The organism is Streptomyces virginiae, from assembly GCF_041432505.1.
Lineage (GTDB): Bacteria > Actinomycetota > Actinomycetes > Streptomycetales > Streptomycetaceae > Streptomyces > Streptomyces virginiae_A.
Genome location: NZ_CP107871.1, coordinates 1,710,475 through 1,722,901, shown reverse-complemented (window position 1 = coordinate 1,722,901; position 12,427 = coordinate 1,710,475). Strand labels below are relative to the sequence as shown.

Here is a 12,427-nt window from a genome sequence, read left to right as displayed (position 1 = left end):
TCTCGGGCAGGAGAAGCCGCTCGGCGGGCCCATCGTGCCACTTTCCGCGCGTCCGAAATATGGGTGTCGGCACGGATAGACAGCAGCGTTCCACCGGCGTGAGGATGGGGCCGGGGAAGTGGGCTCCGTCGCAGGTCAAAGTGCCTGGATGCGGGGAGGCCGGGCGGCCGTGACGGATGCTGGGGGACCGGCTGGAAAGGCGTGTGGCCGTGTCGTTGTACTGGCGGATCTTCCTGTTGAACGCAGGTGTGCTGGCCCTCGCGGTGGCCTTGCTGCTGGGCCCGGTCACCGTTTCCACGCCGGTTCTGTTCGGGGAGGCGCTCGTGCTGCTCGGTGGGCTGGCCGCGATGCTCGTCATCAACGCGGTCCTCCTGAAGGTCGGGCTGGCCCCGCTCGCCCGCCTGAACCGGGCCATGGCCACCGCCGACCTCCTCAAACCCGACGCCCGCCCGACGGTCACCGGCGGCGGGGAGGTTGCCGCACTCACCCGGACCTTCAACGCCATGCTCGACCGGCTCGAAGCCGAGCGCGCCACCAGCAGCGGCCGGGTGCTGACCGCGCTGGAGGCCGAACGCAAGCGCATCGCCCAAGAACTCCACGACGAGATCGGCCAGACCCTCACCGCCGTCCTCCTCCAGATCAAGCACGCCGCCGACCGCGCCCCCGAGCCCGTGCGCACCGATCTGCACCAGGCCCAGGAGACGACCCGCGCCAGCCTGGACGAGATCCGCCGCATCGCCCGACGCCTGCGCCCCGGCGTCCTGGAGGAACTCGGCCTGTACAGCGCGCTGCGGTCCCTGGCCGCCGAGTTCACCACCCCGCGCCTGGGCGTCACCGCCTACATCACCCCGGGCCTGCCCCACCTGGACCCGGCCACCGAGCTCGTCCTCTACCGCGTGGCCCAGGAAGGCCTGACCAACGCCGCCCGGCACTCAGGGGCCACCCGCGTCGAGGTCCACCTGCGCCCGCTGCCCCGCGGCGGCGTCGGCCTGCTGGTCCGCGACAACGGCCACGGGCTTGGGGACGCACCCGAGGGCGCCGGCATCCGCGGGATGCGCGAACGCGCCCTGCTGATCGGTGCCGAACTCCTCGTCGGGGCCAGCCCGCACGGCGGCACCCAGGTCCGACTCGAAATCCACGACACCACGGGGGCGACAGCATGAGTCAGCCGGAGGGCGGGCCCGCCCGCATCCTGCTCGCCGACGACCACACCCTCGTCCGCCGCGGCGTACGCCTCATCCTCGACGCCGAACCCGACCTGACCGTGGTCGCCGAGGCCGCCGACGGCGCCGAAGCCGTCACCCAGGCCCGCACCCTCGACATCGACCTCGCCGTCCTCGACATCGCCATGCCCCGCCAGACCGGCCTCCAGGCCGCCCGCGAACTCGCCCGCATCCAACCCGGCCTGCGGATCCTGATGCTCACCATGTACGACAACGAGCAGTACTTCTTCGAAGCCCTGCGCGCCGGCGCCTCCGGCTACGTCCTCAAATCCGTCGCCGACCGCGACCTCGTCGAAGCCTGCCGCGCCGCGTTGCGCGACGAGCCGTTCATCTACCCCGGCGCCGAGACCACCCTCATCCGCAGCTACCTCGACCGCGCCCGCACCGGCGGCCCGATCCCGGAACGGGCCATCACCGAACGCGAGGAGGAGATCCTCAAACTCGTCGCCGAGGGCCACAGCTCCAAGGAGATCGGCGACCTCCTTGTCATCAGCCCCAAGACCGTCGAACGACACCGCGCCAACCTCCTCCAGAAACTCGGCCTGCGCGACCGCCTCGAACTCACCCGCTACGCCATCCGCGCCGGCCTGATCGAGCCCTAGCCGCAGCCGCAGTCGCCCCGGCGCGCACCGGGGATACACCCAACTCTGCAAGCCATCCGGCAGCCCGTACCCGCGCTTCGCGCCTGCGTGCTGCGGCAGCCAAGGACCTTCGAGCCGGGGAAAGCCTGTGCATCACGACGACGAGCCGGTCTTCAAACGCAGCAAGTGGGGAACCAACCACTACTACTACAACCCCCAAAACCCAGTCGGCCTCGCCCTCATCGTCATCACCCTGCTCTTCGTCGGGACGATGTTGATCCTCATGGCCAACCGGGCCGGGCCGTTCGCAGCCCCTCCCGCCCCCAAACCGTGGAACCCCCCGGCGTACGAGCACTCCTGGCCGCCCCTCTCCCCGACGGGCACGCCGGGAGTTGGTGCCCCGTGAGCGGGACACGGAACTGGCGGCGCCCGCTGGGATCATTCCTGGGGTGGTGGGCGGTCGTCACGCTCGTACTGGTGCTGTCGACCGTGGCCCTGGGCCGGCCGGTGACCCTTGTGGGATGCGGTGCGTCCGCGGTGCTCCTGATCGCGGTGGGCGAAGCGGGCAACGGGTTGAGGCAGCGCCTGCGCCACAGGACCAGGACCACGCGAGCAGGGTGACGCAGAGCGACTCGCTACCCCCTACCGATGATCGTCTGCGGTGACGATGCGCTCGCCGCCCAGGGCCGGCTGGCGCTGAACCCCGGCTCCAACACCAGCCTGGGCGCATACCCCGCCACAATCGTGAGGTACATCTCGGCCAGTGATCCGGCGTACATGCGGCGCGCCTTCTTCCCGCTCAGGCGGCCACCACATCGTTCTTGCCGAGTGCGCTGAGGTCGACGTCCGGTGGGCGTCGTAGTCGTCGATATTGGGGAGGCATGTCTGTCCCCAGCCGTCGCGGCGAGCCCGCTGACCTGCAAAGGAGCCCATGCGTTCCCAAAATGAGAGAAGGGCGTTCCTGGGGCTTGCTGGGCCGGGCCGTTGACCTGCCGCTTCGGAATTTCTGCAAGGCCCGGAGGCACACCGCGACCAGCCGCGACCGAGGAGCCGTCCAGCTCTACCAGATCACCTACCTCATCACGGGCTCTGAGCCGGACGTTCGTACGGTCGAGGCCACAGAGGTCGCGGCCGTAATCGAGCACGCCGGAGAGCTCGGCATGCAGATCCTCGTCCACCCGTGCCCTCGCCCGCCCGGGAGCCGAACACGGAAGGAAGACGCACCATGACGGACAGCCCGCCCGAGGAGAACACGGCGATGCTGGCCTCCCGCCACGTCGGACTCTCCATCCACGACCCCGGCTGTCTGCGGGCCGTCACGGCATACATGCTGGTCATCCCGGTTTGCGCGCCCATCGGACTGGCGCTCGGCGCCGTCCTGTGACACGCCACGGCGACCGGAAGCCACCCGTGGGGCCTCCTTTGGCGCTTGCCGTCTGGCGCGGTCGCTTCGTCGGTAAGTGCGCTGTTGCGGTCGTCCCAGGGCTCCATAGGAGGGCGGAGGACGGCCACCCGCCGCGCCGCGCGGGCCGTGACCTGCGCCCGGGGCGATCCGTTAGGGGATGACATGACGGCAGTGCCAGGCACCTCGGCGGGCGCCGGCGCCGGCGAGCCTGCCCGACCGGTCGGCCTTGGTTGGGCCCCGGCCGGTCCGGCAGGCATCGATCCGTCCGTACGCGAGGTGGTCGAGCAGATCGTGCGGGCGGTTCGTGACGGCAACGGCGCGGCCATCCGCACCCTGCTGGCCGATCTGGCCGCCGTCGCGGACACCGCCGTCCTGTTGTACCTGCGCGATCGGCTGTACGCGACGCAGTGACCTGCGGCCGGTGCGCCGATCACGGCCGGCCGGGCAGCGATGCGGCGGCCGGCAGCTCCTCGGCGGCGCGGGTGATGAAGCAGCGGGTGCGCTCCGGGTTCAGGGCCTGCGCCTGAAGATGGTCGAACATGGCGCTGAAGTGCCGCACGTCGGATCGTTTCTCCAGATAGAGGTCGCTGTTGAACCGCTCCAGATACACGGTCCCCGCCCCGGGAGCGTCTGGGAAGTCGAGGATGGAGAACTGTCCCGAGACGCCGGGGTGGGCTCCCGCGCTGTGCGGGACGACCTGCACGGTGACGTGCGGCTGCGCGCCAAGGCGATTCAGGAACTCCAGCTGTTCGCGTATGATCTGCGGGCAGCCGACCACGCGGCGCAGTGCGGATTCATCCAGCACCACCCATAAGCGCAAGCACCGGGCCGGGTGGTGGGCCCGGGACTGACGGCGCAGCCGTACCTCACGGCGCACGGCGATCTGTTCAGGGGTGGCCAGAGGGATCGTTTCCGCGATGACCGCGGCCGCGTAGGCGGGCGTTTGCAGCAGGCCGGGGACCACCAGGGGCTCGTATGAGCGGACAGAAGCGGCTGCCGTCTCCAAGCCGATGTAGACGGCGTACGGTACCTCGCCGCAGGCGACCCACCAGCCCTGCCGGTCCGCTTCCGCGGCCATCTGCATCAACGAGTGGATGAGCTGTGGGTCCGTCACTTGGTAGAGGGCGCACAGGTCCCGCACGTCACGGGGCTTGATGGCGCGGCGGCCGTTCTCCAGGTGGCTGATCTTGGGCTGAGAGATCAATAGGCGTTCGGCCACCTGGGTACTGGTCAGGCCACGGGCCAGGCGGAGCCGGCGCAGCTCCGCGCCCAGCCGGCGTCGTCGTACGGTCGGGTTTCCGTTCGCCGCCACGGGCGGTCTACCTCCGGCTCGGGACTGTCCACCAGCCACGGGAGTTGCCCGTGGCCGGGCCCGTGCGAACGTATGCGCCGTGCAGTGATGATCAACGGGCCCCGCTGGCGAGTGTCATCTCGTGTGAACGCAGTCGCGTGCAGAGCCAGGGCAGGTTTCACCCAGATGCCACGACCTTTCACCTATCTGCCGGAAATGCTCGCTTACCTGCTAAGTCCCGGGTGTGGGGGGCCAGGGCTCGGGCGGCCGTGTGGCTCACGCGCGGGAGAACAGGTCGGCGGCGGCGATTGGGGTGCACAGAGCCTTGGCGAGCAACTGTTTGTCGGCCTCACCGCCGAGCCGGGCGCCGATCTGCGCAGGCCACCGACGAGGCTCAAGGACATGCTCACCACCGCGACATCGTGGTGAAGCTCCTGGGAGCTGGCAAGGACCCTGCTCAGGCAGGGCAGGAGACGGTGGTGGAACTGACCTCTGAACACACAAACTTGACAGGGAAGACCAGAACGTCGCGGGCGTCCTCGCGGGCAAGGACGGACCCGACGGCCATACCCGGAGCCCTGTCGTGGACGCCGGGGAGGTCTTTGGCGCAGGCGATGGTCGCGTCTACCCGGCCGCCGAGGAGGTGTTCGTCGGCACGGCGGGTGAAGGCTCCTTCTGCGTCAACTCTGGACGTGTTGTCTGAGCGATTCAGCGAGGCTGATGAGGATCCACTGGTGGAGAGGCAGAATTCCGAACCCGCGGTATTCCTCTTCTGAGCTGCGTGGGGCGGGCGGGGCGTGACAGGCGTGCGGACCAGATGCCCCCACCCCGGTGCTTCGGGCCATGCACAAGAACCACCACCTGCTCGGCCGCTCAGCTGCGCTGCTTCCGTGCTGAGCGAGGGCCTGCGCCTCCTGCGCGACTCTGGCTGGCGGGCGCTTCGGTCGCATGTGCAGGCTCAGTAAGCTAAGGGACGTAGCGCGTCCGGCGACCGCGCAGCATGCAGGGGTGGTACCGCGTAGCCGGGACCGCCGAGGACGCCGCGCGCGGTACGCGTACGGGGCGGGCCCACACAGCTGCGCTGGCAGACCCAAGGCGTGTCGACTGTCGCGGGCCAGCACAGGCCGATTACCCTCGAAGTCGACTCCCCCTCAAGCTATCAATATCGCAGTCACGACGCCAGATTTCAACGAAATCAGTTCACATGGCCAGAAAGTCAACGGAAACCATTGCAGGCAGGAAGGGAGCAATCCGTGAGTCGGTGAGCCGCCCAGTCTTGTGGGGCTCCGGGTCGGCGCGCACAATGCATGGCGGATTCCCGCGCAGCGAGTAGCGGATATCCCGCCGATGCCGACCCGCATAAGGCGGTCGAGTTGCGTTCCACGGTCGGTACCGGCCCGGCCGGCCACGTCGCCTTGTAGTTGTCGTCCAGGCTGCGGCGCGCCGTCAGGGAGCAGTCCACCTACTGCCGTCCGGTCGCGGCGGCTGCGGGGCAGAGGCATTATGGCTGTGTGACCGGGAGAGAGGCGTGACCTGGAAATCTGGACGACGGTGGGCAAGCTCCGTTCCAACTGGGCGTCTGTCGTACCCACATAGAGGTGGGCGTGCGACGCCGCCACACGCTCGCGTTCCAACCGCCGGCCAGGCCCGACAAGCCGGGGACGGGCTGGTAGCAGTCGGCGCCAGGGGTACGTCGCCGGCCGCCCGCCCGCACGGGGAGCAGCCCGTGGGCGACACGCCCGCTATGGCCCCGAGCGAGGCCGGTGAGGTCACGGGCCCCGATGGCCTCGCCCCACCGCTCGCCGTCGGCCAGCGCAGTGAGGGGGCGTCGTGAGCGAGATTCCCGGTTTCGGTGAACGGCAGGGCCCCCTCGATATGTCCCGGGCGGCCACGGCCGTGCTCGACGGCGCGGGCCGGGTGGTCGGCTGGAGCCCGGCGGCCGCGGAGCTGCTCGGGTACGGGGCGTCCGAGGTTCTCGGCCGGAAGTTCGCCGACCTCGTGACCGACGCCGCGGCGCCGGAATTCTCGCCAGGCATGCGGCACGTGATCCGGCTGCGTCACCGGGACGGGCACAGCGAGCGGGCGGCGGTGGTCGTCCTCGCCCTGTCGCTCGGTGGCGAGAAGCCGGACGGTGACGGCGGCAGTAGTCTCAGCGGTGTCGTCGGGACGCGACCGGCGCGCCTGCTCGCCATGGCCGAGGCCGGCGAGACCGAGCAGTGGAACGCCCTGCAGTCGATGCTGCGTGGGCTGGCCACCCGGTCGCCCATCGGCCTGGCCATCTACGACACCCGGCTCCGCGTGGTGTGGACGAACGCCGCTCTCTACGAGGAGATGGGGCCCGCCGACTACGCCGGCTTCGGCCCGGACGACATGGTCACGCACGGCGTGATCGTCTCCCCCGGCATGCCCGACACGCTGGAGGAGGTCATCGGCGAGGTGCTCACGACCGGTCAGCCCGTGATCGAGCTGTACTACCGGGGCCGCCCACCATCCACGCCAGACCGCGACCGGATCTGGTCATGCTCATACTACCGGCTGGAGGACCCGGCAGGATCACCGCTGGGCGTATGCGAGGAGACGGTCGACATCACCGAGCGCTACCTCGCCCAACAGCGCCTAGACCTCCTGGTCCGGGCCGGCCGGAGTGTGGGTACGACGCTTGACACGAGGCGCACGGCCCGCGAGTTCGCCGCCGTGACGACCCCGTGGTTCGCCGATGCAGTCACGGTGGACCTGTTGGAGACGGTCCTCCACAGCGACCGGTCACGCCCCGGTGCCGTGCCCGAAATCCGGATGGTGCGGCTATGGCCCCACGAGGAGCCCCCAGCCGTCTCCACCATCACCGCCGATGACTGCCCGGCCACGGTACGGCCCGTTCATGAACCGGGCCTGCTGACCGTACCGCTCCGCACCGAAGGAACCGACCTCGGCATCGTGTCCTTCGTCTGGGAACACCGCACCGACCCTCTCGATGAGGGGGAACTGGCCGTGGCCAGCGAACTCGTCGCGCGGTTGTCAGTCTGCATAGACAATGCCCGCCGGTATGCCCGCGAGCACGCCGCCGCCCTCGTGCTGCAGCGCAGCCTGCTGCCTAGACTGCTTCCGCAGCTGTCCGCGGTGGAGCTCGCGTACCGCTATCTGCCTGCCGACAGCCGCGCGGGTGTGGGCGGCGACTGGTTCGACGTGATCCCCCTGTCCGGAACCCGGGTGGGACTGGTCGTGGGGGACGTGGTCGGGCACGGTCTGAGCGCCGCCGCCACCATGGGCCGGCTGCGCACCAGCGTGCGAGTGCTGGCCCGGATGGACCTCGCCCCCGATGAACTCCTCGCCCGCCTCGACGACCTCGTCACCCAGGGCGGCAACGAACGGGCCGCGGTGCGCATCGAGGGCGAGGAACTCCCGGAAGACGAGGCCCTCGGGGTCACCTGCCTCTACGCCGTGTACGACCCGGTGTCCGGAACGTGCACGATGGCGCGGGCCGGGCACCCGCTGCCTGCCGTCGTCGACCCGGACGATGGCACGGTGACCTTTCCCGAGCTGCCGTCGGCTCCGCCGCTGGGGCTGGGCGGCCTGCCCTTCGAGTCTGCGGAACTGGCCATTCCACCAGGCGGTCTGCTCGCCCTGTTCACCGACGGCCTCGTGCAAGGTCGTGACCGCGATGTCGACGAGCAACTTGCCGCCCTGAGTGCGGTCCTGAGCCACTCGACGGGGACCCTGGACGACCTGTGTGACGAGGTGGTCGGGACTCTGCTGCCCGGCCCGGCAGAAGATGACGCGGCGCTGCTCTTGGTCCGCACCCGTCTCCTCGGCCAGCAACAGGTAGCCGTCTGGGAGCTGACCGCAGACCGTCAGGCCGCTGGCCGGGCCCGGGCTGGGGCATCTGACCAGGTCCGCGCCTGGGGACTCGACGACCTGGTCTTCACGACCGAACTCGTGGTCAGCGAACTGGTCACTAACGCCATTCGCTATGCCGGGGCCGGCCCCATCCAGCTGCGTCTCATCCGCGACAAGACACTCATCTGCGAGGTGTCCGACAGCGGCCACACTTCCCCGCACATGCGGCACGCCGCCGGTGACGACGAGGGCGGCCGGGGCCTGTTCATCGTGGCGCAAATAACCCAACAGTGGGGCACCCGCTACACGGCCACGGGAAAAATCATCTGGGCCGAGCAGGCGATGCCTTCGGTGAGGCGGCCGACTGCCTTCCCCTCGTAGCGAGGAGTCGTGCCCGGCCCGTGACGGACCATCCACCAGCACAAGTTCTCGTACGACCAGCCGTGCTGATAGGGATCCCGTCCCTTCTCAGCCGCGGCACGAGCCCCACGGAACTGCGACCAGGCTTCCTGGATCTCCGCCCGGCACACCTCGTGCAGACTTTTCCAGATCGACTCGTCGTACGGCAGTAGCGGCTTGGCGTCCCGCCTGTGCCTCGGGTTGTACGCCCGCCCGCCCAACAGCTCACGTACCTCCGGACGCAGCGTGTGCGCCTCCTGGTCGTAGGCGGCCAGCATCCGACGGATCCTCGACTCCTGAGCGGCTCCCGTGACCCACAACTGCTCCACAAGGGCGGGTCTGGTGAGATCTGCCGCGCCATCGACGTGCCCTCGCCGCCGCGAACATACGAATCGCCCGCACACTCCGCTTCGACACCGAGATCCGCCGCATCGTCTGCACCACCAACGCGATCGAGTCCGTGAACGCGAGGATCCGCCGGGCGGTCAAGGCCCGCGGACACTTCCCCAACGAGACCGCCGCCCTGAAGTGCGTCTACATGGCCATCATGTCGCTCGACCCCATCGGCCGTGGTCAGGCCCGCTGGACCATGCGCTGGAAGACCGCCCTGAACGCCTTCGACATCACCTTCGATGGCCGCCTCTCCGCAGCCCGTCAGTAATCCCAACCGCCCGCGCTACACCGTTCGATTGGCTCTGGCCCGTAGTCGGTGGTGACGCCGAGTAGCCGTCAGGGCAGGAGGATGCGGTGCCGGAGAAGGCCGAATCCGGCGCGTCCGTGCATCTGTCTCATGATCCTCTTGGTGCGGGTGTTGACGCCTTCGGTGCGGCCATTGTGGTAAGGCAAGGTGAGGCCGGCGTTCTCGGCGGGCCGGTCGATTTCGAGCCCGTTGGTGAGACTTCGCAGGTGGGGCAGGGCGACGGTGCGGGCGGCTGTGATCCAATCGGTGAGTTTCGTGTCGTTGCCCTCGGCTGGTTTCAGCAGAGCGGCGAAGTCGCGTATGAGATCGGCGAGTGCGGTCATCTCCGGGCAGGCTGCGGCGATCTTCTCCAAGAGGGCCGTTTCCTTCGGGCGTAGATTCACGGGGTCGGTGAGCAGGAGGCGGCCGGCGTGACGCACCGTGGTGACGGGGCGGTCGCCTTCGGCGCGGCCCTGGTTGAGGTAGCGGACCAGGAGGTTTGCGCTGCCGGTGTAGCCCAGCTCCCGGATCTCTTCGAGGAGGTGGGTGACCGGGACGGCCGGTTCCTCAGCACGGCGCCGTCGCAGGTGCTCGCGGTAGGGGGCGACGAGGGTGGGCCGGTAGGCAGGGGTGAGGCGCAGGGCCTGGGTTTCGGGCATGCGGGCATAGCGTTTGACGGTGTTCAGGGCCAGGCCCAGGCGGCGGGAGCAGTCGAGGAGGCCGATACCTTGGCCGAGGAGATCGTGGATCTTGTTCCAGCGTTCGCGGGTGGTCTGCTCGCGTATTCCGCCGGGGCGGGGCGGGTTGATGGTGGCCCAGCAGCCGGTGTGCGCGCGGACCTCGAGCTGGGCTTTGTCGCAGAGGTTGCGCCAGAGGTGCCATCTGTCGCTGACCTGCACCGCGTCGGGCAGGGCGCGGCGGACGGCCTCGGCGTAGGTGGCCGAGCCGTCCCGGCACACGACCTCAATGCCGGGATGTTCGCGCAGCCAGGACTCCAGGGTGGCCCTCTCGCGGTCGGGCAGGACCTCGATGCGTCGGCCGGTTTCGGCATCCGTGATGATCGTGGCGTAGCGGTGGCGGCGGCGCAGGGCGAAATCGTCCACGCCGATCACCCGCGGGATGGCCTGCTTGGGCAGCAGCAGGCGCCGCAGATGCCGCAGTGCGGTGCTGCGGGAGACGGGCACGGCCAGCAGGCCGGCCAGGCGTGCGGCCGCATAACTCCCGTGCCACCTGCGATATCTGCCCGGCGAGACGCACAGTGCGGCGCTGATGACGCTTCAGCAGTCCGGGAATCTGCTCACGGAAGGTCTGCCGGGAGCAGCCCAGAACCGGACAGACCAGCCTTCGTACGCGCAGGTGGACGACGACCGGGCGGCCGTCGACCGGCACGTCCCGCACCGTCCGGCGGTGGTACCCGTGCACCCTCGCCGCTGGCGTTCGGCACGCCGGACACGGCACCGCCACATCCCGGGTGCGGGCCGTGACCACCACCTTGTCACCGTCGTCCGTCACGTCCTCGACGGCCAGTGCCGAACCGGAAAACACCGTCCCGATAAGGGGGTTGACATCCATCACAAGATCATGATCGCGGATGGCTACTCGGCGTCACCACCGACTACAGGCCAGAGCCGTTCGATTGACAGACCCCGACGTGGGGGAGCCGCGGCATCCTCGACGCCACCCTCGTCCACCCCGCCCTGGCTGCCGAGGTCAGCGCCGACCGTGCCATCGACCACGGCGCATCTACCCGCAACCCGCTCCGCTTCCAGCGGCTCCGCCTGGACCGACCGTGGACGATGTTCCTGAGTTCGGCCAAGGGGCGGCCGCCACGGGCTGACCGGCGCCAGATGTTCGCAAGCGGCAGTCGGGGCGAAATGGGGCGAGGCCCGCGACTTCTGTCCCGGGCCTCGCGTTCTTCGATTCTGAGCCGTGCGTTATCGCTGGCGGCGCAGGATGGGTACGGCAGCACGACGACCGGCACGCGGAGCCATCCAACCCGCCCAAAGATCATTTCGTTAGGGGTTGTAAGCACGACACAATATTCAGAGTTGCGGGTCAATGATCAGGTTGAGCGCATGACAGTGCGGTGCCACTTTGCGATGACGGTCGCGGGGTCGCCGAAATAGGACCAGGGCACTGCGGTTGCTTGGTCGGCGAGCAGCTTGAAGAGGTACGCCGCTTCGCTGTACAGCCCGCCGGCGCACGTCGCGTGCAGCAAGTAGTTGAAGTCGGCGATGTCCTGCGCCCGGTAGATGCCGTCCCAGTTGACGACCCATGTATCCCAGGTGCGACGGGTATCGGCGAGTGCTACGTCGGTACTCCAATGCCGACGTAGGAAGAGTGCCATGTCACCCTCACGCTCAAGGCGGTAGCGGTACTCCTCCAGCCGCGCGACCTGCAGGAGTACGGCGAGTGGCGAGCCCGGCGCAGTGCTGTCCACCACGTCCCGGGCGAAGTCGTACATGGTCCCGTGCGTGCCGTGCCAGCGAGCGGACACATGGCGCAGCGCTTGATTGTGCGCTTCCCGGTTGTCCTGGTGCCGAAGTTTCAGCTCCTTCCACCAGTGGTTGAATTGGCGGTGCCCACCCGCGTATAGCCGGGCGATGGTGAGGAGCGATACCCAGGGCACAGGGTCGTAAGGATGTGCGTCGGCCGCGCGAAGGCAGGTCCGTACGGCCATGTCCAGCCGGTCCTGGCCGGCAGCGCCAGGGTCCCCCGCGGCCACGGCGAGGTTGAAGCAGCGCAGCACCTCTGTATCCGCCCGCAGCACCAGCGCGTCCGGATCACCCGGCCGGGCGGTGTGCCATTCCTCGGCGATGGTCGTGCCGGCCGTGGACTGGGCGAGCAGGCGCACCCGGTGGGTGCGGCGGTCCCAGTCGTGTCCGGTGGAGTGGAGCAGCTCGGGAAGACCCTGCCACCGGCCGATGGCGATGTCTTGGCGCGCCTTCGCGAGATCCCGGTCCCTGAGCGTAGCGTCGAATTCGGGAGTGAAGGGCTTGCTTCCCGGTGTCATGG

General features: G+C 69.2%; 9 protein-coding genes and 2 pseudogenes. 7 read left to right on the top strand and 4 right to left on the bottom strand.

The window, feature by feature from the left end; genetic code table 11:
• Positions 1–209: 209 nt before the first annotated feature.
• From OG624_RS08070 to OG624_RS08050, 5 genes are all read left to right on the top strand, one after another.
• Positions 210–1,163: a HAMP domain-containing sensor histidine kinase gene (locus OG624_RS08070; RefSeq protein ID WP_033215838.1), complete on the top strand. Its 954-nt coding sequence runs from the start codon at positions 210–212 to the stop codon at positions 1,161–1,163.
• Positions 1,160–1,825, top strand: coding sequence for a response regulator transcription factor (locus OG624_RS08065; RefSeq protein WP_033215626.1), 666 nt, complete (start codon positions 1,160–1,162; stop codon positions 1,823–1,825). Before OG624_RS08070 ends, OG624_RS08065 begins: the two co-directional genes overlap by 4 nt.
• A gap of 127 nt (positions 1,826–1,952) precedes the next feature.
• Positions 1,953–2,210, top strand: coding sequence for a hypothetical protein (locus OG624_RS08060; protein ID WP_033215628.1), 258 nt, complete (start codon positions 1,953–1,955; stop codon positions 2,208–2,210).
• An 819-nt stretch (positions 2,211–3,029) separates the two neighbouring features.
• Positions 3,030–3,188 (top strand): hypothetical protein, encoded by a 159-nt coding sequence (locus OG624_RS08055; RefSeq protein WP_158711736.1) that lies wholly within the window; start codon positions 3,030–3,032, stop codon positions 3,186–3,188.
• A gap of 183 nt (positions 3,189–3,371) precedes the next feature.
• Entirely contained in the window at positions 3,372–3,620 is a 249-nt protein-coding gene (locus OG624_RS08050; RefSeq protein WP_158711737.1) for a hypothetical protein, read from the top strand.
• A gap of 19 nt (positions 3,621–3,639) precedes the next feature.
• Here the strand turns inward: OG624_RS08050 and OG624_RS08045 are convergent, their stop codons facing one another.
• Positions 3,640–4,521, bottom strand: coding sequence for a helix-turn-helix domain-containing protein (locus OG624_RS08045; RefSeq protein WP_033215631.1), 882 nt, complete (start codon positions 4,519–4,521; stop codon positions 3,640–3,642).
• A gap of 436 nt (positions 4,522–4,957) precedes the next feature.
• A complete protein-coding gene (locus OG624_RS08040) occupies positions 4,958–5,212 on the bottom strand; it encodes a hypothetical protein (protein ID WP_353963125.1) in 255 nt (84 codons plus the stop codon).
• Positions 5,213–6,330: 1,118 nt separating this feature from the next.
• Between OG624_RS08040 and OG624_RS08035 the strand changes: the two genes are divergently transcribed.
• Both OG624_RS08035 and OG624_RS08030 read left to right on the top strand, forming a co-directional pair.
• Entirely contained in the window at positions 6,331–8,715 is a 2,385-nt protein-coding gene (locus OG624_RS08035; RefSeq protein WP_033215633.1) for a SpoIIE family protein phosphatase, read from the top strand.
• Between the two features lie 421 nt (positions 8,716–9,136).
• Positions 9,137–9,394, top strand: a pseudogene (locus tag OG624_RS08030) (transposase); the annotation flags it as partial.
• A 68-nt stretch (positions 9,395–9,462) separates the two neighbouring features.
• Here OG624_RS08030 and OG624_RS08025 read toward each other — a convergent pair.
• Both OG624_RS08025 and OG624_RS08020 read right to left on the bottom strand, forming a co-directional pair.
• A pseudogene (locus OG624_RS08025) lies at positions 9,463–10,984 on the bottom strand (ISL3 family transposase).
• 490 nt (positions 10,985–11,474) lie between these two features.
• The gene (locus OG624_RS08020) at positions 11,475–12,425 is read right to left on the bottom strand and encodes a hypothetical protein (protein ID WP_033215637.1); all 951 of its coding nucleotides are present in this window, start codon (positions 12,423–12,425) and stop codon (positions 11,475–11,477) included.
• Positions 12,426–12,427 lie beyond the last annotated feature (2 nt).